Origin of the sequence: Pseudomonas fluorescens, assembly GCF_902497895.1 — a bacterium.
GTDB classification, from domain to species: domain Bacteria; phylum Pseudomonadota; class Gammaproteobacteria; order Pseudomonadales; family Pseudomonadaceae; genus Aquipseudomonas; species Aquipseudomonas fluorescens_BP.
In genome coordinates this window covers 1-19,949 of the sequence record NZ_CABVHQ010000069.1, presented here as the reverse complement: position 1 = coordinate 19,949, position 19,949 = coordinate 1, and the positions used below count along the sequence as shown (strand labels likewise).

22 protein-coding genes and 1 pseudogene are annotated in these 19,949 nt (G+C 59.6%); 5 read left to right on the top strand and 18 right to left on the bottom strand.

All coding sequences use genetic code 11. The annotated features are described in order from the left end of the window. Positions 1–15: 15 nt before the first annotated feature. From F8N21_RS25265 to F8N21_RS25255, 3 genes are all read right to left on the bottom strand, one after another. Positions 16–942, bottom strand: coding sequence for a hydroxymethylglutaryl-CoA lyase (locus F8N21_RS25265; RefSeq protein ID WP_150644724.1), 927 nt, complete (start codon positions 940–942; stop codon positions 16–18). Beyond that, complete coding sequence (locus tag F8N21_RS25260; protein WP_150644723.1) at positions 939–2,132, bottom strand: CaiB/BaiF CoA transferase family protein; 1,194 nt, start codon at positions 2,130–2,132, stop codon at positions 939–941. Before F8N21_RS25260 ends, F8N21_RS25265 begins: the two co-directional genes overlap by 4 nt. A gap of 339 nt (positions 2,133–2,471) precedes the next feature. Continuing rightward, positions 2,472–3,380, bottom strand: a complete 909-nt coding sequence (locus F8N21_RS25255; protein ID WP_150644722.1) for a LysR family transcriptional regulator — start codon at positions 3,378–3,380, stop codon at positions 2,472–2,474. Between the two features lie 140 nt (positions 3,381–3,520). On the opposite strand from F8N21_RS25255, the pseudogene F8N21_RS25250 reads away from it, so the two are divergent. After that, positions 3,521–3,942: pseudogene (locus tag F8N21_RS25250) on the top strand (MFS transporter); the annotation flags it as partial. A gap of 24 nt (positions 3,943–3,966) precedes the next feature. Here F8N21_RS25250 and yiaY read toward each other — a convergent pair. Further along, positions 3,967–5,115 carry an L-threonine dehydrogenase gene (gene yiaY, locus F8N21_RS25245; protein WP_150644721.1) on the bottom strand — a complete coding sequence of 383 codons (1,149 nt, stop codon included), beginning with the start codon at positions 5,113–5,115 and terminating at the stop codon, positions 3,967–3,969. A gap of 157 nt (positions 5,116–5,272) precedes the next feature. Here yiaY and F8N21_RS25240 point away from each other — a divergent pair, with 157 nt between their 5' ends. Then, positions 5,273–6,292 carry a DUF4917 family protein gene (locus F8N21_RS25240; RefSeq protein WP_150644720.1) on the top strand — a complete coding sequence of 340 codons (1,020 nt, stop codon included), beginning with the start codon at positions 5,273–5,275 and terminating at the stop codon, positions 6,290–6,292. Positions 6,293–6,370: 78 nt separating this feature from the next. Here the strand turns inward: F8N21_RS25240 and F8N21_RS25235 are convergent, their stop codons facing one another. The 3 genes from F8N21_RS25235 to F8N21_RS25225 form a co-directional block, all read right to left on the bottom strand. Beyond that, the gene (locus tag F8N21_RS25235) at positions 6,371–6,715 is read right to left on the bottom strand and encodes a YegP family protein (protein WP_150644719.1); all 345 of its coding nucleotides are present in this window, start codon (positions 6,713–6,715) and stop codon (positions 6,371–6,373) included. Between the two features lie 239 nt (positions 6,716–6,954). After that, positions 6,955–7,260: a ribbon-helix-helix domain-containing protein gene (locus F8N21_RS25230; protein WP_150644718.1), complete on the bottom strand. Its 306-nt coding sequence runs from the start codon at positions 7,258–7,260 to the stop codon at positions 6,955–6,957. A 16-nt stretch (positions 7,261–7,276) separates the two neighbouring features. Continuing rightward, the gene (locus F8N21_RS25225) at positions 7,277–7,858 is read right to left on the bottom strand and encodes a DJ-1/PfpI family protein (protein WP_150644717.1); all 582 of its coding nucleotides are present in this window, start codon (positions 7,856–7,858) and stop codon (positions 7,277–7,279) included. A gap of 333 nt (positions 7,859–8,191) precedes the next feature. On the opposite strand from F8N21_RS25225, the gene F8N21_RS25220 reads away from it, so the two are divergent. Beyond that, positions 8,192–9,094 (top strand): DMT family transporter, encoded by a 903-nt coding sequence (locus F8N21_RS25220; protein ID WP_150644716.1) that lies wholly within the window; start codon positions 8,192–8,194, stop codon positions 9,092–9,094. 132 nt (positions 9,095–9,226) lie between these two features. Here F8N21_RS25220 and F8N21_RS25215 read toward each other — a convergent pair whose 3' ends face one another. From F8N21_RS25215 to F8N21_RS25205, 3 genes are all read right to left on the bottom strand, one after another. Further along, positions 9,227–10,444 carry a class I SAM-dependent methyltransferase gene (locus tag F8N21_RS25215; protein WP_150644715.1) on the bottom strand — a complete coding sequence of 406 codons (1,218 nt, stop codon included), beginning with the start codon at positions 10,442–10,444 and terminating at the stop codon, positions 9,227–9,229. Positions 10,445–10,614: 170 nt separating this feature from the next. Further along, on the bottom strand, positions 10,615–10,977 hold the full coding sequence (locus F8N21_RS25210; RefSeq protein ID WP_150644714.1) for a hypothetical protein: 363 nt from the start codon (positions 10,975–10,977) through the stop codon (positions 10,615–10,617). After that, on the bottom strand, positions 10,974–11,258 hold the full coding sequence (locus F8N21_RS25205; RefSeq protein ID WP_150644713.1) for an ogr/Delta-like zinc finger family protein: 285 nt from the start codon (positions 11,256–11,258) through the stop codon (positions 10,974–10,976). The genes F8N21_RS25210 and F8N21_RS25205 overlap by 4 nt, the downstream gene beginning before the upstream one ends. Before the next feature lie 298 nt (positions 11,259–11,556). On the opposite strand from F8N21_RS25205, the gene F8N21_RS25200 reads away from it, so the two are divergent. Beyond that, the gene (locus tag F8N21_RS25200; RefSeq protein WP_224788287.1) at positions 11,557–11,991 is read left to right on the top strand and encodes a helix-turn-helix domain-containing protein; all 435 of its coding nucleotides are present in this window, start codon (positions 11,557–11,559) and stop codon (positions 11,989–11,991) included. On the opposite strand, the gene F8N21_RS25195 is transcribed toward F8N21_RS25200, so the two are convergent. From F8N21_RS25195 to F8N21_RS25170, 6 genes are all read right to left on the bottom strand, one after another. Continuing rightward, the gene (locus F8N21_RS25195; protein WP_224788286.1) at positions 11,986–12,273 is read right to left on the bottom strand and encodes a phage holin family protein; all 288 of its coding nucleotides are present in this window, start codon (positions 12,271–12,273) and stop codon (positions 11,986–11,988) included. The two genes, F8N21_RS25200 and F8N21_RS25195, sit on opposite strands and share 6 nt — an antisense overlap. Positions 12,274–12,286: 13 nt before the next feature. Further along, a complete protein-coding gene (locus F8N21_RS25190; RefSeq protein ID WP_150644710.1) occupies positions 12,287–12,646 on the bottom strand; it encodes a putative holin in 360 nt (119 codons plus the stop codon). Then, entirely contained in the window at positions 12,633–12,932 is a 300-nt protein-coding gene (locus F8N21_RS25185; protein WP_150644709.1) for a response regulator transcription factor, read from the bottom strand. The genes F8N21_RS25190 and F8N21_RS25185 overlap by 14 nt, the downstream gene beginning before the upstream one ends. A gap of 133 nt (positions 12,933–13,065) precedes the next feature. After that, positions 13,066–13,683 carry a TPM domain-containing protein gene (locus F8N21_RS25180; RefSeq protein ID WP_150644708.1) on the bottom strand — a complete coding sequence of 206 codons (618 nt, stop codon included), beginning with the start codon at positions 13,681–13,683 and terminating at the stop codon, positions 13,066–13,068. A 28-nt stretch (positions 13,684–13,711) separates the two neighbouring features. After that, on the bottom strand, positions 13,712–14,461 hold the full coding sequence (locus F8N21_RS31315) for a TPM domain-containing protein (RefSeq protein ID WP_150644707.1): 750 nt from the start codon (positions 14,459–14,461) through the stop codon (positions 13,712–13,714). Positions 14,462–14,543: 82 nt separating this feature from the next. Next, positions 14,544–15,152, bottom strand: a complete 609-nt coding sequence (locus tag F8N21_RS25170) for a LemA family protein (protein ID WP_150644706.1) — start codon at positions 15,150–15,152, stop codon at positions 14,544–14,546. Positions 15,153–15,391: 239 nt separating this feature from the next. Between F8N21_RS25170 and bglX the strand changes: the two genes are divergently transcribed. Further along, complete coding sequence (gene bglX, locus F8N21_RS25165; protein WP_150644705.1) at positions 15,392–17,683, top strand: beta-glucosidase BglX; 2,292 nt, start codon at positions 15,392–15,394, stop codon at positions 17,681–17,683. A 200-nt stretch (positions 17,684–17,883) separates the two neighbouring features. Here bglX and F8N21_RS25160 read toward each other — a convergent pair whose 3' ends face one another. Both F8N21_RS25160 and F8N21_RS25155 read right to left on the bottom strand, forming a co-directional pair. After that, entirely contained in the window at positions 17,884–19,041 is a 1,158-nt protein-coding gene (locus F8N21_RS25160; protein WP_150644704.1) for a phospholipase D-like domain-containing protein, read from the bottom strand. 1 nt (position 19,042) lies between these two features. Continuing rightward, entirely contained in the window at positions 19,043–19,633 is a 591-nt protein-coding gene (locus F8N21_RS25155; protein ID WP_150644703.1) for a YceI family protein, read from the bottom strand. Positions 19,634–19,949: the final 316 nt, after the last annotated feature.

Below are 19,949 nucleotides of genomic sequence, written 5' to 3'. Positions count from 1 at the left end.
AATCGGGTTATCTCGTCAGGATGGCGTCGGATGCAGGTCACAGTTGCGTCCGGCCTTGGCCAGCTGACCAGGCACTTCGTGACCCAGCAGCGCCGGCAATCCTCGTGACAATCGCAGTAGCAGCGGCAGGTCGATACCGGTCTGAACGCCTATTTCATCGCACAGATTGACCAGGTCCTCGGTACAGATATTCCCCGACGCGCCCGGCGCGAAGGGACAGCCACCCAGTCCACCCAGCGCCGCATCGAAGCGCCGCGCGCCAGCTTCATAAGCAGCGAGCACGTTGCACAAGCCAAGGCCGCGGGTGTTGTGAAAATGCAGGGTCAGGTCAGCCGCCGGCACTCGTTGCAATACTTGCCGCACCAGTCGATCCACCTGTCGCGGATTGGCCATGCCGGTGGTGTCGGCCAGGGTGATGCCTTGCATGCCGAGTTCCAGGTAGGCGTCGACGATCTGCAGTACCCGGTCTTCGTCGATCCGCCCTTCGAACGGGCAACCGAAGGTGGTGGCGATGCTTGCGTTGAGCCGCACCGATGAACCGTCGACGAACTCGACCACCTCACCGAACGCTGCCAGCGAGCGCTCGCAACTCATGCGCATGTTGGCCAGGTTGTGGGTCTGGCTGGCGGACATCACCAGGTTCAACTCATCTGCCCTCGCCTCCAAGGCTCGTTGCGCGCCTTTGAGGTTGGGGATCAAGGCGACATAGATCACACCAGGCTGGCGAGCGATGCCCTGGAAAACTTCTTCACCATCGCGCAGGGCTGGAATGGCTTTGGGCGAGACGAATGAACCGGCTTCGATGCGGCTGAAACCGGCCAGTGACAGCTGATTGATCAGTGCAATCTTGTCGGCTGTTTCGACCCAGGTCGGCTCGATCTGCAAACCGTCGCGGGGTGAGACTTCCTGGACGATCAGGGTTTCGGAAAAGTCGCTGATCATTGCACCACCCCTTCGGCTTTCAGTCGTTCGATGTCCAGGCCGGTGAGGCCCAGTTCGGCCAGAATACCGTCGGTGTGCTGACCCAGGCTCGGCCCCGACCAGATTACGCCGCCCGGGGTTTCGGACAGTTTCGGCACGATGCCGGGCATTTTTACCTGGATGCCGCCAGGCAATTCAGCGCTGAGCAGCATGTCCCGCGCCTGATAGTGCGGGTCGGCAACGATGTCGGCCACCGAGTAAATGCGGCCGGCCGGGACTTCGGCCTCCTGCAAAGTGGCCAGCACTTGCTCGATCGGCAGGCTGCTGGTCCAGTGGGTGATCGCGGCATCGAGCAGGCCACTCTTGGCGGCACGGCCATCGTTGTGGGCAAACTCTGGCGCTTCGGCCAGGTCGATGCGACCGATGACTTCCATCAAACGTTTGTAGATCGGGTCGCTATTACCGGCAATCACCACATAGGCGCCATCGGCGGTCAGGTAGGTGTTGGACGGCGCGATGCCCGGCAAGGCACCGCCGCTGCGTTCGCGGACGTGGCCGAGCATGTCGTATTCCGGCACCAGGCTTTCCATCAGGTTGAACACGCTTTCGGCCAGGGAGACGTCGACCACCTGCCCTTCGCCCTGCCCGGTCTTGACCCGCAGCAAGGACATCAAGGCACCGATCACCGCATGCAGGGAGGCCAGCGAATCACCGAGGCTGACGCCAACCCGTGCCGGCGGCGAACCCGGGGTGCCGGTGGTGTAGCGAATGCCGCCCATGGCCTCGCCGATCGCACCAAATCCAGGACGGTCGCGATACGGGCCGGTCTGGCCGTAACCGGAAATCCGCACCAGCGTCAGGTTGGGATTGAGGGCATGCAGCACGTCCCAACCCAGCCCGAGTTTTTCCAGAGCGCCAGGGCGCAGGTTCTCGATCAACACGTCGGCGCTGCTGGCCAGTTGCTTGACCAGCTCGATGCCTTCGGCGGATTTGAGATTCAGGGCCAGGGATTTTTTATTCCGCGATTGCAGGTACCACCACAGGGACGTGCCTTCGTGCAGCTTGCGCCATTTGCGCAACGGGTCGCCTTGGCCAAGGGCTTCGATCTTGATCACTTCGGCACCGAACTCGGCCAGCATGCGTGCGGCAAACGGCGCGGCAATCAGCGTGCCGATCTCGATGACCTTGATGCCACTCAGAGGGGCAGTCATGGGGGGTACCTCTTATTCTTGGAAGGTGTGCCAAGGCTAGAGGACCGGGGAGGTTGGAATCCAACCGTCAGTTGGCAAGGAGCGTTCGCCAAACGCGAATGGTCTGCGCGGAAATTGCCGCAAGCTCAGGAGTGCCATTGCAGGCAAGCTCTAATGCCAGTCAGCTAAGACGTACGCGAACCGTAGCAGCTGCCGAAGGCTGCGTCCGGCTGCGAAGCAGTCGCAAATCCTGCGTCCACGATTTGTCTGGGATACCGCAGCGCCTGATTTTACGGCTGCTGCGCAGCCGGACGCAGGCTTCGCCAGCTGCTATGGGAGCCATTACCGTCAACAAAGTTATCAAACCGGCCCGCGCAACGCCTCAAACAACAACTGACTCACCGGCGACAGCGCCGCTTCATCGCGCACCACCAGTATCAGCGTGCGTTCCGACCAGTCGTCACTCAGCGGCACCGCGTGCAAGCCCAGCGCCCGGCCAAATAGCTCATAGGCGCGCTGCGGCAGAATACCGATGCCCATATTGGCCTGGACCATGCGGCACATGGCGTCGAATCCCGGCACATGAATCCGCAGCCGTAGCACTTTGCCCGCCTTGCGCGCCGCCGCATGGGTGCGCATGTTGATCGAACTGGCGGCGTGCAGGCCGACGTAATCGAAGTCCAGCGTATCGGCAAACGCCAGTTCATGCTCGATGGCCAGCGGATGATCCGGGCGCATCAGCACCACCAGCTTGTCCTGTCGGTAAGGCACGCTGTGCAGGCCTTTGGTATCGCTGTCACTGGAACAGATGCCAAGGTCCGCCACACCATCCAGCACTCCCTGAATCACCCCATTGCTGGGGCGTTCTTCGAGGTCAGTCTTGACTTGCGGATGACGCTCGGAGAAGTCCCGCAGGTCCTCGGGCAAGAACTGAATGATCGCCGAGAGGTTGGCCAGCATCCGCACATAGCCGCGCACGCCGTGGCTGTGCTCACCGAGTTCGAGGCCCATCTTCTCGACGTTGAACAGCATCTGCCGCGCATGGTGCAGCAGGGTTTCGCCAGCGGCGGTAAGGCTCATACCCTTGGCCTGGCGCACGAACAGACTGATCCCCAGCGCCTCTTCAAGCTCCATCAAACGCTTGCTCGCCGCCGATACCGCAATCGCCTCACGGGCAGCGGCACGGGTCAGCGTGCCCTCCTCGTGAACGGCAACGAACAACTGCAGCGTGAGCAGATCCAGGCGACGTATCAGGCTTTTATGCAGCATCAAAGGCTCGGCGATATCGGCTTAGTCGAAGACGCAGGATAGCGCCAATTCAGCGAGCCGATGCCAGTTGATTCGTCTCTCAGGAATCCAGGAAGTGACCGACAAGAGCATTGGATGAACTCATCAGCGGTTTGCTATCAGAATACGGGCTGTTGGGATGGCCGATCAGCACTGCCTATTTTCTCGGCGCACTGGTGGTCAATAAGTTCGTATTGCGCACCGGTCAACGGCGCTTGCTGGGCTGGGGAGTGGCGCTGGTAGTGGCTGGTAGCACGACCATGTTGTTCGGTAGTACCGCCGTGCGGTGTTCGGCCAATCGCTGATCTACCCCATCAGCCTGTCGGCGGCCAACGATGGCTCGCCGATCAGTGGTGCCTATGCCATGGCCTTGAGCGGTTTTATCCACCAACTCATGGCCTCCATAATCGGTGGGCTTGCCAGCTTGCTGGTGAGCCAACAGGCCTGGCCATTGGCGCTGTTGTGTACCTTGCTGGCTGTGGGCGCAATGCTCTGTGTGTGGTTCTCAGCCTGCCAGCAGCCCAACGAAAACAGCGGCGTATAACACGCCGCAGTTACTGCGCAAGCGTTAAAACGCGGTACGGAATATCTCTTCGATCTGCCGTTGATCCGCTGCACGCGGGTTGGTCAGTCCGCAGGCATCTTTCAGGGCGTTGGTCGCCAGGATCGGGATGTCTTGCAGCTTGGCCCCCAGGTCGCGCAGCCCGGCTGGAATCTCGACGTCCCCGGACAGGCAGCGGATCGCCGTGATGGCCATCTGCGCGCCCTCTTCCGCGTTCAACCCCCCGACGTCGGCACCCAGTGCCCGGGCGACGTCGGTCAGGCGCTCGGCGCAGACGCTGGCGTTGAAGCTTTGTACGTGAGGCAGCAGGATGGCGTTGCACACGCCATGGGGCAGGTCATAGAAACCACCCAACTGGTGGGCCATGGCGTGCACGAAACCCAGGGATGCGTTGTTGAACGCCATCCCGGCGAGGAACTGCGCGTAGGCCATGTTTTCCCGTGCAGCCAAGTCACTGCCGTCGCGGACTGCCAGGCGCAGATTGGCGCTGATCAGCTCGATGGCTTTCAGCGCGCAGGCGTCGGTGATCGGGGTGGCGGCGGTGGACACATAGGCCTCGATGGCGTGGGTCAGCGCGTCCATACCGGTGGCGGCCGTCAGGCTTTTGGGCATGCCGACCATCAGCGCCGGGTCGTTGACCGACATCAGCGGCGTGACGTTGCGATCGACGATGGCCATTTTCACGTGTCGCGACTCATCCGTGATGATGCAGAACCGGGTCATTTCACTGGCGGTACCGGCGGTGGTGTTGATGGCGATCAGCGGCAATTGCGGCTTGCTCGATTGGTCGACGCCTTCGTAGTCGCGGATATGCCCGCCGTTGGTGGCACACAGGGCGATGCCCTTGGCGCAGTCATGGGGCGAACCGCCGCCCAGCGACACCACGAAATCGCAGTAACTTTCCTTGAGCAGCCCCAGACCCTTCTCGACGTTAGCGATGCTCGGGTTCGGCTTGGCGCCATCGAAAATCACCGAGTCGATATCCAGAATCGCCAGTTTCTCGGCGATCATCTTCGCGATGCCGGCCTTGGCCAGCCCGGCGTCGGTGACGATCAGCGCCTTGCGAAAGCCGTGTTTGCTAATAGCTTGCATGGCTTCGTCCAGGCAATCGATGCCCATGATGTTCACCGCGGGAATAAAAAACGTGCTGCTCATGGTTATTCCTCTTGTTGTGGCTGAACCGACAATACCGATCCAGCGGGTGCCTGCAGGATCGACCCATACGTGCAGGCATATCTTGATCTTGCTCAATTCCATGTCGTGATAAAGTCAGCGCCCTGAAAAACCTTCAGTTTTGAGACGACGAACCGTGATGATGGATTTCCAGGAATTTGATGCTGAACTTGAAGACTGGAACGCCGTGCGCGCAACCACCTCGTTCACCGGGCTGCTGGTGGGTAACGGCGCCAGCCGCGTGGTGTGGGATGACTTCGGTTATGACTCACTGTTCGAGAACGCCCGGACCGTCGAAGAAAAGCCTCTGAGCCAGTCCGAGCTGAGCGTCTTCGAGGCCATGGGCACGCGGATTTTCGAGCAGGTGTTAAGCGCATTGAAGACCACCAGCCGGATCAACAAGGCACTGGCCGTCAGTTCGGCCGCGCCGCGCAACCGCTACTACGCGATCAAGGAAGCGCTGATCAACACCGTGCATGGGGTGCATATCCCCTGGCGCCTGATGCAGGCGTCGAGCCTGGCGAAGATCAATCAAGAGCTGAGCCGCTACCCGACGGTGTTCACCACCAACTATGACCTGCTCAATTACTGGGCGATCATGCAAGGCCCGCAGGCCATTACCGACCTGTTCAACGGTGCCGATTCAAACTTCGACTTGAGCAATACCCAGACGGACCAGGCGCGCATGCTCTACCTGCACGGCGGCCTGCACCTGGTGAGAAATTCCGACGGCAGTGCGCGCAAACTGACCTCCACTGAAGGCACCCTGCTCGGCAGCTTCGCCATCAACAACACCATCAAGACCCTGGACGATGTGCCGCTGTTCATCAGCGAAGGCACCAGCCAGGACAAGCTCAAAGTCATCCGCAGCTCGGACTATCTGTCCTACTGCTACGAACAGCTGCTGAGCCACAACGGTGCTTTGTGCATCTTCGGTCACCGCCTCGCAGAACAAGACAGCCATATCGTCCACGCCCTGCGCCAGGCGCAACTCAAGACCATCGCCGTCTCGATCTACCCGCGCAGCAAAGCGTTTATCCAGCACCAGAAACGCCATTACACGACGCTGTTCGAGGGGCTGGATGTGAGATTGCGGTTTTATGATTCGAAGAGCCATGGGTTGGGGAATCCACAGCTGTCGGTGCCTGTGGAGCGTTGAGACCACAGGAGGAAGATCAAAAGATCGCAGGCTGCGCCAGCTCCTACAGCGCAGCCTGCGATCTTTTGACTTTTACGATTAGAGCACCGGCAAGGTCTTGTCCTTGATCACGCTGCTCTGCCCGTTGGACTTGACGCTGGCAATGCCTTTTTGCAGCGCCGCATCGGATGCATAAGCTTCACTGCTGCCGATGATTTGATGGTTGGCAGCCTTGAGGTTGAAGTACGGATGACCATCCTTGGTGGTTTTCTTCTCGTAGCGCTCGTCCAGCGGACTATTGGCCTGGACCGACGCGATGCCGCTCTCGGCAGCACTGCGGGTGGTGTACAACTCGCTGCTGAGAATGGTTTCGGCGTTGGCCGCCTTGAGGACAAAGCGGAACTGACTATTACTGCTTTTGCTCAACTCATACCATCCAGACATGCGTTAACTCCTGTCGATTGATAAGGCCTGCTGCGCCATCAGAGTAAAGACCTTGTCCGGCGTTTAGCCAATATCACTCGCGGATTTCCAGGAGAGTTTTGTCGCCTGTTATATCCAATCGCGAGCAAGCTCGCTCCCACAGGTTATGTGTCGACCACACCATGGTGGCCTGACATAGATCCACTGTGGGAGCGAGCTTGCTCGCGAAGAGGCCAGCAAGACCAACCCAAAAGCCAGCCCTACTTCACCGCCGAACGCACCACACTCAACTCCGGTGCCGCCACTCGTCGCTGAGTCAGATAACGGGTGCAACTGACCCGCAGGAACGAGGCGAAATTCACCACTTCGCCGCGGTAGTCCATGACCTCTTCATACAGCTTGGCGATCAGTTGATTGGTGGTCATGCCGTCGGCTTCGGCGATCTCGCTTAGGATGTCCCAGAACTGGTTTTCCAGACGCAAGGTGGTCACCACCCCGCAAATGCGCAGCGAACGGGAGCGTGACTCGTAGAGAATCGGATCGGCTTTGACGTAGAGCTCGCACATCGGATGAGCCTCTTTCTTACAAGGTGATTTTGGTACCGAGCAAACCGAGGAAACCCGCCAGCCAGCTTGGATGCGCCGGCCAGGCGGGGGCTGTGGCCAGATTGCCCTGAACATGGCCTTCGGTCACCGGAATATCGATGAACGTACCGCCGGCCAGGCGAACTTCCGGGGCGCAGGCCGGGTAGGCGCTGCACTCGCGACCTTCAAGAATACCCGCCGCCGCCAGCAATTGCGCGCCGTGACAGACGGCGGCAATCGGTTTGCCGGCCTTGTCGAAAGCTTGCACCAGCTGCAGGACTTTCTCGTTCAACCGCAGGTATTCCGGGGCACGACCACCAGGCACCAACAGCGCGTCGTAATCGGCGGCATCGACCTTGGCGAAGTCGAAATTCAGGGCAAACAGATGACCTGGTTTTTCGCTGTAGGTCTGATCGCCTTCGAAATCGTGGATCGCGGTGCGCACAGTCTGCCCGGCGATTTTATCCGGGCAGACCGCATGCACGGTGTGACCGACCATCAGCAGCGCCTGGAATGGCACCATCACTTCGTAGTCTTCGACGTAATCGCCGACCAGCATCAGAATTTTTTTAGCGGCCATGGGGATGACTCCTCTGGGAAATGCGTGGGCATGCAAGAGTATTCAAGGTAGTCCTTATCCAGGGGGGTGGGTAATAACCAGCTACTACGCCCCCCTGTGTAGGAGCTGTCGAGCGCAGCGAGGCTGCGATCTTTTGATCTTCCGGGTTATTTGGATATTGGGACGGTGGTGCGACGGGGGAAAGATCGCAGCCTCGCTGCGCTCGACAGCTCCTACGCGTTGGGGGATTACCCCAACTGTACGGATAACTCTGCGCCTAGCTGTAACAGCTGCATACCGCGGGTTTATGGCTAGATGAAGACTCATCCGCCACCCTCGCTCCCGGTCCCTCTTATGTCTTCGCGCGAAAACACCGGCATGGCCCTGGGCCTGCTTGGCGTCATCATCTTCAGCCTGACCCTGCCGTTCACACGGATCGTTGTGCAGGAAATCCACCCACTGCTCAACGGCCTCGGGCGTGCGTTGGTTGCGGCGATTCCGGCGGCGCTGTTGTTGCTCTGGCGCCGGGAAAAATGGCCGACCTGGAAACAGATCAAAGGCCTGAGCCTGGTGATCGCCGGGGTGATTCTGGGCTTTCCGGTGCTGTCGGCCTGGGCCATGCAGACCTTGCCGGCGTCCCACGGCGCGCTGGTCAACGGTTTGCAGCCACTGTGCGTGGCCCTGTATGCCGCATGGCTGTCCCATGAGCGACCATCGAAAGCCTTCTGGGCTTGTGCGGCCCTGGGCAGTGCACTGGTATTGAGTTATGCCTTGATCAGCGGCGCCGGCAGTATTCAGGCCGGTGATCTGTTGATGCTGGGGGCGATTGCCGTCGGTGGCCTGGGTTATGCCGAAGGTGGCCGGCTGGCCAGGGAAATGGGTGGCTGGCAGGTGATCTGTTGGGCACTGGTGCTGTCGACGCCGCTGCTGATCGGGCCAGTGAGCTACTTGGTGCTGCAGCACCAGGGAGAGATTTCCAGCAAGACCTGGTGGGCGTTCGGTTATGTCTCGCTGTTCTCGCAGTTCATCGGTTTTTTCGCCTGGTACGCCGGGCTGGCCATGGGCGGCATCGCCCGGGTCAGTCAGATCCAGTTGCTGCAGATCTTCTTTACCATCGCCTTTTCAGCACTGTTCTTCGGCGAGCACATCGAGCCGATCACCTGGCTGTTCGCCGCGGGAGTGATAGTCACCGTGATGCTCGGGCGCAAGACCAGCGTGCGCCCGGCTAAAGATCAAAAGATCGCAGCAGCGAACTAGGCGTCCCCGCAGCTCCTGCCCCCGAACCCCGTAGGCGCTGCAATGGTGTGCCAAACGCAAATCCGTAGGCGCTGCGATGTTATGCCGAACGCAAATCCGTAGGAGCTGCCGCAGGCTGCGATCTTTTCAGGCTTAACGCAAATAACCGTCAGCCCGCAGGAGCGTTTCCAGACAATGCTCGCTGATGCTGTAGAAAGCCTTGAGCTCCTGAATCTTCACCAGCAGCTGAGCCGGGTCGACCGGCTCGGCGCGCTTCACCGCCAGAATCATCTTGTTCTTATTGGTGTGTTCCAGAGAGATGAACTCGAACACCTTGGTCTCGTACCCGCAGGCTTCGAGGAACAGCGCGCGCAGGCTGTCAGTGACCATTTCCGCCTGCTGGCCCAGGTGCAGACCGTATTGCAGCATCGGCTTGAGCAGCGCCGGGCTCTGGATCTGCAGACGGATCTGCTTATGGCAGCACGGTGAACACAGGATGATCGAGGCGCCGGAACGAATGCCGGTGTGAATCGCATAGTCGGTGGCGATGTCGCAGGCATGTAGCGCGATCATCACGTCCAGCTCGCTCGGGGCCACACTGCGCACATCACCGCATTTGAACACCAGCCCCGGATGCTCCAGCTTTGCGGCCGCGGCGTTACACAGGCTGACCATGTCTTCGCGTAACTCGACGCCGGTCACCTCGGCTACGACTTTCAAGGTATTGCGCAGGTAATCGTGGATCGCGAAGGTCAGGTAACCCTTGCCCGAACCGAAGTCCGCGACCCGAACCGGCTTGTCCAGCGCCAGAGGCGAGGAGGTCAGCGCATGGCTGAAGACTTCGATGAACTTGTTGATCTGCTTCCACTTGCGCGACATCGCCGGGATCAGCTCATGTTGCATGTTCGTCACACCGAGGTCGGCGAGAAACGGCCGGCTCAGATCGAGGAAGCGGTGCTTGTCCCGGTTGTGTTCGGCGGACGGTACTTCACGCAATTGCTGGGGTTTGCTTTTGAACAGCGAACTCTTGCCCTTTTTGCTGTATTCGAGCTGGACTTCGTCGGTCAACGCCAGTAAATGCGCATTCTTGAACAACGCCGGCAACAGCGCCGCTATCGTCGCTACGCCTTCGGCAATCGACAGGTTCTTGGTGATGTCGCGCGTTTTGTAGCGGTAGACGAAGGACAGGCAGGGCTGATCCTTGACCGTTAGCTGCTTGATAATCAGCCGCTGCAAGTCCGCCTCGGCACCGACGTACTTGGCCAGCACCAGCTTGATGAAGGCCTTCTGCTCGAGACTGGATTGCAGCAGGTCGATGAACTGCGCGTGATGATCCGGCGCGAGGCTGGCGGGAGTTGTGGAGACTGACATGTAAAAAACGCCTCGGGTGATGCGGATCGGGGAATGGCGGGTATTTTAGAGGGGATAGGGACTAAGGGCACGGGGTTATTTTTTTACGGGATAGGGACTAAGGGCACGGGGTTATTTTCCGACGGGGGCCGGATCGCGGGATCCGGGCCCTGAATACGCCGGGCCCAACCTCAGGGATCAACCAGGCGCAATCGACGGCTGGCCGGGGAATTGATGATGTGCTTGACGATCAGCCCCACCGGCACCGCCCAGGTCAGACCGCTGAACGGGTCAGTGACCACGGCGACGGTTTCCGAACTGGCGGCAATGTCCAGGCGTCGGCGATCGTTGATGGATTTCAGGGTTCCATAGGCATGGCTGACCAGTTTTTCCGCCAGATGCATCGGCACATTCAATCCCTGCAAGTGCTTCACGGCGCGACAAAACAGTAATTGATCATCATGGGGGTAATCGCTTTCATGGCGAGTCAAAAACGCTTGAGCCGTGGCCAGGAGCTCCGCGTTCAGCTCAAGGCTATCGTCAATGCCATTCATGCTGAAGACTCCATTTCTTGTTCCTCCGGCGCCTTGCTCACCTCAACCGGCCGCGCTGCCCTACGCAGATCGGGCCCGGCGCTCGGCAATTTGACGGCGGGGTTGGGCATGCCGCTCGGGGAAAGCTCATGGGTCATCTCGAACTCTGCGCGAACTGACCAGCCGCAGGCTTCTGACGTACATTGCAGGTACGCCACCCGTAAGAAGATATGTCTGCCTTCGCTGGTGCGAATGCGCATTCGATTCAAGCAGTGCGGGCAAACCATTTTGTAGGTACTCATGCTTGACTCCGGGATGTTAGTTGGTGGCAATCAACTTGATCAACCGCAATACTATTTAGTGTATTGACAGACCCGGTACGGCCCTGCGGATGACGTTCGCCAGACAAAGGCAAGTAAACCTGACAAGCGTGTAGTTGATATGTGCAAAGGCTGCGGGAAATTTCCCTGATACTATTAGGAAGTTTCAAAATTAAGTTCGTCTGATTCATAGTTAATGGTTTATTACATACCTAAGCAAGTACTCATTACGCATAAATTAGGCACTCAAAACGAATATGTCAAAAGGCAGAGGCTCAAATTGCGTAGCAAGAAATCACAAGCTGTTCTGACTCGCTTAAAACAGATCACCGGCACAAGCACCGATGCAGCTTTGTCTTCAGCGTTGCAGATCAGCCCTCAGACCCTCAGCAGCTGGAAAGGACGCGACAGCACGCCTTACGCAATATGCATAGATATCGCCCAAGCCCGCGGCATTTCCCTTGACTGGCTGTTGCTTGGTGAAGGGCCGATATTGCGCAACGTGGAAACCAACGCCACTGACACCACTCAGGAAGGCACCCCGCGGGAACATACAATTCTCGCGTTGTGGCGACTGCTCAATGAAGACGATCGGACTGCCATACAGAGTGCGCTGGAAGAGAAGAGGCGTCTGCGGGATCTGGAACTCAAACTTGCAGAAGTCACCTCGACCCTGTCGACGCTCCAATACGCGATCGACTCGCAAAAATCATAGTGGTTCGACACGCCCTTGTTTCACTGTGCGCCACAGCAACCCGAGATTACCGCCACAGCGAATGATCAGGCCGCACAGCAAAACGCTGATAAAGGCTTGCCACAGACTGACCGGATGGCGTGTCAGCAATACATCCATGCCGGCCAGGCAAAATACAACACCACACAGGCTGGTCAGCAGGCCACCACGCCAGCAATGACGTTTTTCGTCGCGCTGGTAACACGCCAGCCTGAAAGCGCTGAGCAGGTACGAAATGGCTGTTGTGAACGTAAGAGTAAACATCAGGACGCCCATTTCAGCTCCCCCCTTTCAGACGCTGAATAATTTCGGCGAGATTGGCGCCGTCGATCCACTGCATCGCCTTGATGCTGATGGGAATGACCATCAACGCGCACAGAAATGCCGCGACGCCGCTGGTCAGGAAGGGGGCCAGTGGCAACGTCACCGGGGTGAACAGATAGCCGACCCCCGCGGACAACAACAATGAACCGATGCGTTGCCAAGCCTTGAAGTTCTTGCGGGTCGTGGTCACCAGCCAGGCCCCGAGGGTTGCGCCAAACAGTGCTCCACCATCGATCGGTGGCAGCGTCGTTGCAACCCCCAGCCCCAATAGCAGCCCGCTGATGCTGTTGTAGGTCGAATCAGTCAGGCTCATGGGCATCTCGCTGCTTAACCATGGAAATAATTCCGAACTCAATGGCCTTGAGCACTGCCGCGCTGCGCGAGCCGACCGAGAATTTTCGACGGATATTGGAAAAGTGAAAGTTGACCGTGGATTCTGTGCAATTCTGGATCCGCGCGATCTCCCAAGAGGTTTTACCCTGGGAACTCCACAGCAGAACTTGCGTTTCCTTGGCTGTCAGCATGACCGGAGTGCCGGTATTCCCCCTGTAACTTTGCCTGCGACAGACGACGGAATCGTCCGGTTGACGGTATGACATGATTCGAACTCCCTCTACTGGCCGAACGCCTCTGTGCAGCGCGTTCATCAATGTAAAGAGATGTTGAAGACACGCCTCGACCCCGGCAATGCGCCGGGGTTGTAGCGGCTAGAGGGACAAAACAGGGGGATAACTAACCGAGCACCACCAGGCGATTCGGCAGTTCATTGCGCACGTGGGTGACCGGGACATGCAGGCTGAGCAGTTCACCGCAGGCCTCGATACAGGTGATGAAGCCTTGCAGGGTCTGGCCTTGCTTCACTTGCTCGGTGAATGTCTTGACGATAGCGTCCCATACGCGGTTGTCCAGGCGCTTGGAGATACCCTCGTCCACCATGATTTCGACATAACGTTCCGCCTCGGAAACGAAGATCAACATGCCGGTGCTGCCCACGGTGTGGTGCAGGTTCTGTTCGAGAAACTGCCGCCGCGCCAGGTTCGAGGCGCGCCAATGCCGAACCGAGCGCGGGATCAGGTGGGTGGTGATCTTCGGAATCCTGAACAGCAGGCACAGGACGATAAAGCTGACCCACTGCACCAGCAGCAAGGTATGCATGCTCATCCAGCCGGACAGGTAGTGCACGACGCCCGGTACGATCAGCGCCAGCAGGCTGGCCCAGAGCAGCGGGATGTAGGCATAGTCGTCGGCCCGGGCAGCGAGGACGGTGACCAGTTCGGCATCGGTGTGTTGCTCGACCCGCGCAATCGCTTCGGCCACCTTGCGCTGTTCGTGTTCACTCAGTAATGCCATGTCTTCACATACTCATTCATTATTTTAATTACCAGCCGCCCGACGATCCGCCGCCGCCAAAGCTACCACCACCGCCACTGAAGCCGCCGCCCCCGGAACCGCCACCAAAGCCACCGCCGCCGAAACCTCCCGAGCCTCCCCGCCCCCCGCCACTGGGCAGAATGCCGAGCATCTGGCAGACGAACATCGTCACGATAAACAGCAACACCAGGAACACGAACACACCCGGGTGGCTTTCGAGGAAGTCGCTGCCGCGCTCCCCTCCCGACCCGACCAGGTTGGCAGGCTCATCCAGCGGGTTACCGCCCAGTACCACCAGCATCGCGGCGACCCCGTCGCTGATACCCTTGCTGAAGTTGCCGGTTTTGAAGGCGGGAGTGATGACCTGATGGATGATCACCGAGCTTTGCGCATCGGTCAGGCGGTCTTCCAGGCCATAACCGACTTCGATGCGCAGTTTGCGCTCATCGCGAGCGACGATCAGCAACGCGCCGTTGTTCTGGTCTTTCTGGCCAATCCCCCAGTGCCGCCCCAACTGGTAACCGAAGTCTTCGATGCTGGTGCCTTGCAGGTCCGGCAGGGTGACCACCACCAACTGCTCGCCGGTGGCCTGCTCGTGGGCCATGAGCTGTTGCGTCAATTGCTCGCGCACCGACAGCTCGATCATCTGGGCGTTGTCCACCACCCTTCCGGTCAGCGCCGGAAACTTCAGTTCGGCCTGGGCCGTGACTGCCAACACCCAGAGCAACAGCACCAGGCCAACTTTCAACACGCGCATTCGAACCTCATCCGTGGGTGACGCCTGGCCTGATCTACCAACGAGCACCCGGAGCAGTTGTACAGAGGGTGCCCGACACAAATCAGAACTTCACTTCCGGCGCTTTTTCGGCATCCGCGCTGGTCGCTTCGAAGTTCTCGCGCACCGGCAGATCGCTATACAGCACGGTGTGCCACAGGCGACCGGGGAAGGTGCGAATCTCGGTGTTGTACTTCTGCACCGCGAGGATGAAGTCACGACGGGCCACGCTGATGCGGTTCTCGGTGCCTTCGAGTTGCGATTGCAGGGCCAGGAAGTTCTGGTTGGCCTTGAGGTCCGGGTAGCGTTCGGAGACCACCATCAAACGACTGAGGGCGCCGGTCAACTGATCCTGGGCCTGCTGGAACTGCTTGAGTTTTTCCGGGTTGTCCAGGGTGCTGGCATCAACCTGGATCGAGGTGGCCTTGGCCCGGGCTTCGATCACCGCGGTCAGGGTCTCCTGCTCATGCTGGGCGTAACCCTTGACCGTCTCCACCAGGTTGGGGATCAGGTCGGCGCGGCGCTGATACTGGTTCTGCACTTGCGACCAGGCCGCCTTGGCCTGTTCGTCGAGGGTCGGAATGGTGTTGATGCCGCAGCCGGTGAGGAATGTGCTCAGCAGCATCAATACCGCGATCTGCCAGCCCGAGCGATAGCGCTGTTGTACCTTCATGTCGGTGACGCTCCCTTGTACAACCCTATGGAATGGAACCTGCGACCCTTAAATCGAGTGCTTGGGGCATAATCTGCCACCGCCACTGGATTGCATCGAGCCAATCAGCTAAAAGATGCCCTGCGCGAAAAAGAGTTCAGAAGTGTGCTGCATTTATCCGAACAACAATAGTCGCTCCCTAATTTATGGCTAACCGGCGCGTTTCAACAGTATCGGTTCAGCCTGCGAGAAAATTATTCATGAAGAAGTTGTGTTTGCTGGGCCTTGTTATCGGCCTGGCCAGTCACCCTGTCATGGCCGACACCAAGCCGGCGCCTATTCAGAACAAAGATGCTTTCGTCGCCAACCTGATGAAGCAGATGACCCTCGATGAAAAAATCGGCCAGTTGCGCCTGATCAGCATCGGGCCGGAAATGCCCCGCGAGATGATCCGCAAGGAAATCGCTGCCGGGCGCATCGGCGGCACCTTCAATTCGATTATCCGCCAGGAAAACCGGCCGATGCAGGACGCGGCCATGGGCAGCCGGCTGAAGATCCCGATGTTCTTCGCCTATGACGTGATTCACGGCCACCGGACGATTTTCCCCATCAGCCTGGCCCTGGCCTCGAGCTGGGACATGGACGCCATCGCCCTGAGCGGGCGCATCGCCGCCAAGGAAGCCAGTGCCGACAGCCTCGACATCACCTTCGCGCCGATGGTCGACATTTCCCGTGACCCTCGTTGGGGCCGCACCTCCGAAGGCTTCGGCGAAGACACCTACCTGGTCTCGCGGATCGCCAAAGTGATGGTCAAGGCCTACCAGGGCGTCACCCCGAGTGCGCCGGACAGCATCATGGCCAGCGTCAAGCACTTTGCCTTGTATGGCGCGATCGAAGGCGGTCGCGACTACAACACCGTGGACATGAGCCCGGTCAAGATGTACCAGGACTACCTGCCGCCCTACCGCGCCGCCATCGATGCCGGCGCCGGCGGGGTCATGGTTGCCCTGAACTCGATCAACGGCGTGCCGGCCACCGCCAACATGTGGCTGATGCAGGACCTGCTGCGCAAGGAGTGGGGCTTCAAAGGCCTGGCAGTCAGCGACCACGGGGCGATTTTCGAGCTGATCAAACACGGCGTCGCCAAGGACGGCCGCGAAGCCGCCAAGCTGGCGATCAAGGCCGGCATCGACATGAGCATGAACGACACCCTCTATGGCCAGGAATTGCCGGGACTGTTGAAGTCCGGGGAGATTGCCCAGAGCGATATCGATAATGCCGTGCGTGAAGTGCTGGGCGCCAAATACGACATGGGCCTGTTCAAGGACCCGTACCTGCGTATCGGCAAGGCTGAGGACGATCCGGCCGATACCTATGCCGAAAGCCGCATGCACCGCGCCGAGGCTCGCGACGTCGCGCGCCGCAGCATGGTGTTGTTGAAAAACCGTGATGAAACCCTGCCGCTGAAGAAGACCGCGAAAATCGCCCTGGTCGGCCCGTTGGCCAAAGCGCCGATCGACATGATGGGCAGCTGGGCCGCCGCTGGCAGACCGGATCAGTCGGTGACCCTGTTCGACGGCATGACCCGCGCGCTGGGCAATCAGTCGACGCTGATCTACGCCCGTGGTTCCAACATCACTGCCGACCAGAAAATCGTCGGTTACCTGAACTTCCTCAACTTCGATGCGCCGGAAGTGGTGGACGACCCGCGCCCCGCAGCGGAGCTGATCGAAGAAGCGGTCAAGGCCGCGCAGCAGGCAGATGTGGTCGTGGCAGCGGTCGGAGAATCGCGCGGCATGTCCCATGAGTCCTCGAGCCGCACCGACCTGAACATCCCGGCCAGCCAGCGTGAGCTGATCAAGGCCCTGAAAGCCACCGGCAAACCGTTGGTACTGGTATTGATGAACGGCCGTCCGCTGTCGATTCTCGAAGAGCAGCAACAGGCGGACGCGATCCTCGAGACCTGGTTCTCCGGCACCGAAGGTGGCAATGCGATTGCCGATGTGCTGTTCGGCGACTACAACCCGTCGGGCAAACTGCCGATCACGTTCCCGCGCTCGGTGGGGCAGATTCCGACCTACTACAACCACCTGACCATCGGCCGGCCGTTCACTCCGGGCAAGCCGGGCAACTACACCTCACAGTACTTCGACGACACCACCGGTCCCCTGTACCCGTTCGGCTTCGGTTTGAGCTACACCGAATTCAGCCTGTCGAACATGGCGCTGTCGGCCACCACCTTGAACAAGACCGGCAAGCTCGACGCCAGGGTGACCGTTAAGAACACCGGCAAACGCGATGGCGAAACCGTGGTGCAGCTGTATATCCAGGATGTCACCGGCTCGATGATCCGCCCGATCAAAGAGCTGAAGAACTTCCAGAAAATCATGCTCAAGGCTGGCGAAGAGAAAGTCGTGCACTTCAGCATCGAAGAGCAGGACCTGAAGTTCTACAACACCCAGCTGAAATTCGCTGCCGAACCTGGCAAGTTCAACGTGCAGATCGGCCTGGATTCCCAGGACGTGACCCAGCAGAGTTTTGAGTTGTTGTAAGCAAAGGGGCTGACCCGAATGAAGGTCAGCCCCGCTTTCCGTAGCAGCTGGCGAAGCCTGCGTCCGAGTGCGTAGCGCTCGCAATCCACGCGACCAAATCTTTAATCAGAATCGCGTAGTCAGGTTTTACGACTGCTGCGCAGCCGGACGCAGCCTGCGGCAGCTGCTACGGGTCCTGCGTCGCCCTTACTTTCAGCGCCCTACCCCCGCCGATCCAACAGATTCACCACCACCCGATCCACCCAACCCCAGACCCGCTGCTTGACCCGTCGCCACAGCGGCCGTTTTCGCCATGCCTCAAGACTGACGGCCTGGCTCTGGGCAAAGTCCGCCTCGAAACTGGCCGCCACCGCACGTGTCAGGTCAGGGTCGATGGCCTCCAGATTGGCTTCCAGGTTGAAGCGCAGATTCCAGTGATCGAAGTTGCACGAACCGATGCTCACCCAATCATCGACCAACACCATTTTCAGGTGCAGAAAACACGGCTGATACTCGAAGATCTTCACCCCGGCCTTGAGCAGACGCGGGTAGTAGCGATGCCCGGCATAACGCACCGAGGGGTGATCGGTGCGCGGTCCGGTGAGCAGCAAACGCACATCGATGCCCCGTGCTGCAGCCCGGCGCAACGAGCGGCGGACTTTCCAGGTCGGCAGGAAGTACGGGGTCGCCAGCCAGATCCGCCGCTGCCCGCTGTTCAAGGCACGCGTCAGTGATTGCAGGATGTCCCGATGTTGACGGGCGTCGGCATACGCCACCCGGCCCATGCCCTGCCCCGCCGACGGAACCCTTGGCAGGCGCTGCAGACCGAAGCTTGCGGCCGGCTTCCAGGCCTTGCGATGACGGTTGGCGATCCATTGCCGGTCGAACAGCATCTGCCAGTCGAGCACCAGCGGGCCGACGATTTCTACCATCACCTCATGCCATTCGCTGATGTCCTCGCCGGGCGTCCAGAACTCATCGGTGACGCCCGTGCCGCCGACCACCGCCATGCGTTGATCGACCAACAGCAGCTTGCGATGATCGCGATACAAGTTGCGCACCCAGCGCCGCCAGCTCAGGCGGTTGTAGAACCGCAGCTCGACCCCGGCCAGGATCAGTCGGTTGCGCAAACTCAAGGTGAAGGCCAGGCTGCCGTAATCGTCGAACAGGCAGCGTACTCGAACACCGCGTTCGGCCGCCTGCACCAGCGCCTGGACCATCGCTTCGGCACAGGCTCCGGCCTCCACCAGATACAACTCAAGTTCAACCTGAGTCTCGGCGCGGGCAATCGCCACCAGCATGCGCGGGAAGAAACCCGGCCCGTCGATCAGCAATTCGAAGCTGTTACCTTCACGCCAGGGGAATACCGGACCACTCATGTCAGCGCGCCGTAAAAATCAGCACCGCACCTACCGGCACCGAGAGACTGATCGCCGATAATCCCGCAGTCTTGCGTAACGCATCCAAGCCCGGCGCCAAATCGAAGTCCTCGGCATTGAGCACCAGCGGCTCAAGGGTGACCACCTGGAAACGCCGATCATCCAGCCGGGTGGCCAGTAGTTCGGCGTTGTAGTTCTGTTCTTTGCCGTGGAGCTTAACCGTCAGCGGCAGCCGCAGTTCGAGCTGCGCGCCAGGGGCCAGATCGTTGATCGGCTGCAGATTGATCTGCGCGCAGATCAGCGCCTGGGGGAAGGATTTGATTTCGAACAGGTCCTTGCGAACGCGCTCATCACGCAACGGAATCCCGCTATTGACCGATTCCAGGTCGACCTGCACCTGCGCCATCCCCTTGGGGTCGACCTTGCCGTGCAGCACCAGAAAGCGCTGAACTTCGGAGATATTGGCGTTCTTGGTGGTGATAAACGACAGTCGTGAAGACTCGCCATCCAGGTACCAGTTGGCGTGGGCAGGCACAGCGGCGCAAGCCATCAGCAGCAAAGCGCACAGTTTGAAGAGCGAAGCGTTGGGCATAACAACTCATGGGCGAATAAACTTGAGCTGAACCTTAACTGGACTGCGGCAGGTTGCAAACTATCTGTCGCTTCGCCGAACCACAGATACAGAGCCAAGGCCGCCCTCCCCGTGATGCCAGTTGCTCAAGACGTTACGCAAACCGTAGCAGCTGGCGAAGCCTGCGTCCGGCTGCGCGTAGCAGCTGCCGAGCCTGCGAGGCTGCGTTCGGCTGCGCGTAGCAGCTGCCGAGCCTGCGAGGCTGCGTTCGGCTGCGCAGCAGTCGTAAAATCAGGCGCTGCGGTATTCCAGACAAACCGTGGAAGCAGGATTTACG

What these genes read in the sequence shown, in the direction of transcription:
- bglX (WP_150644705.1), top strand. Translation starts at nt 15,392, where the DNA reads ATGAAGAAGTTGTGTTTGCTGGGCCTTGTTATCGGCCTGGCCAGTCAC.
- F8N21_RS25195 (WP_224788286.1), bottom strand. Translation starts at nt 12,273, where the DNA reads ATGTTTACTCTTACGTTCACAACAGCCATTTCGTACCTGCTCAGCGCT.
- F8N21_RS25185 (WP_150644709.1), bottom strand. Translation starts at nt 12,932, where the DNA reads ATGTCATACCGTCAACCGGACGATTCCGTCGTCTGTCGCAGGCAAAGT.
- F8N21_RS25230 (WP_150644718.1), bottom strand. Translation starts at nt 7,260, where the DNA reads ATGTGCGAGCTCTACGTCAAAGCCGATCCGATTCTCTACGAGTCACGC.
- F8N21_RS25180 (WP_150644708.1), bottom strand. Translation starts at nt 13,683, where the DNA reads ATGGCATTACTGAGTGAACACGAACAGCGCAAGGTGGCCGAAGCGATT.
- F8N21_RS31315 (WP_150644707.1), bottom strand. Translation starts at nt 14,461, where the DNA reads ATGCGCGTGTTGAAAGTTGGCCTGGTGCTGTTGCTCTGGGTGTTGGCA.
- F8N21_RS25240 (WP_150644720.1), top strand. Translation starts at nt 5,273, where the DNA reads ATGATGGATTTCCAGGAATTTGATGCTGAACTTGAAGACTGGAACGCC.
- F8N21_RS25190 (WP_150644710.1), bottom strand. Translation starts at nt 12,646, where the DNA reads ATGAGCCTGACTGATTCGACCTACAACAGCATCAGCGGGCTGCTATTG.
- F8N21_RS25220 (WP_150644716.1), top strand. Translation starts at nt 8,192, where the DNA reads ATGTCTTCGCGCGAAAACACCGGCATGGCCCTGGGCCTGCTTGGCGTC.
- F8N21_RS25225 (WP_150644717.1), bottom strand. Translation starts at nt 7,858, where the DNA reads ATGGCCGCTAAAAAAATTCTGATGCTGGTCGGCGATTACGTCGAAGAC.
- F8N21_RS25210 (WP_150644714.1), bottom strand. Translation starts at nt 10,977, where the DNA reads ATGAATGGCATTGACGATAGCCTTGAGCTGAACGCGGAGCTCCTGGCC.
- F8N21_RS25260 (WP_150644723.1), bottom strand. Translation starts at nt 2,132, where the DNA reads ATGACTGCCCCTCTGAGTGGCATCAAGGTCATCGAGATCGGCACGCTG.
- F8N21_RS25205 (WP_150644713.1), bottom strand. Translation starts at nt 11,258, where the DNA reads ATGAGTACCTACAAAATGGTTTGCCCGCACTGCTTGAATCGAATGCGC.
- F8N21_RS25255 (WP_150644722.1), bottom strand. Translation starts at nt 3,380, where the DNA reads ATGCTGCATAAAAGCCTGATACGTCGCCTGGATCTGCTCACGCTGCAG.
- F8N21_RS25155 (WP_150644703.1), bottom strand. Translation starts at nt 19,633, where the DNA reads ATGCCCAACGCTTCGCTCTTCAAACTGTGCGCTTTGCTGCTGATGGCT.
- yiaY (WP_150644721.1), bottom strand. Translation starts at nt 5,115, where the DNA reads ATGAGCAGCACGTTTTTTATTCCCGCGGTGAACATCATGGGCATCGAT.
- F8N21_RS25235 (WP_150644719.1), bottom strand. Translation starts at nt 6,715, where the DNA reads ATGTCTGGATGGTATGAGTTGAGCAAAAGCAGTAATAGTCAGTTCCGC.
- F8N21_RS25265 (WP_150644724.1), bottom strand. Translation starts at nt 942, where the DNA reads ATGATCAGCGACTTTTCCGAAACCCTGATCGTCCAGGAAGTCTCACCC.
- F8N21_RS25170 (WP_150644706.1), bottom strand. Translation starts at nt 15,152, where the DNA reads ATGAAGGTACAACAGCGCTATCGCTCGGGCTGGCAGATCGCGGTATTG.
- F8N21_RS25215 (WP_150644715.1), bottom strand. Translation starts at nt 10,444, where the DNA reads ATGTCAGTCTCCACAACTCCCGCCAGCCTCGCGCCGGATCATCACGCG.
- F8N21_RS25160 (WP_150644704.1), bottom strand. Translation starts at nt 19,041, where the DNA reads ATGAGTGGTCCGGTATTCCCCTGGCGTGAAGGTAACAGCTTCGAATTG.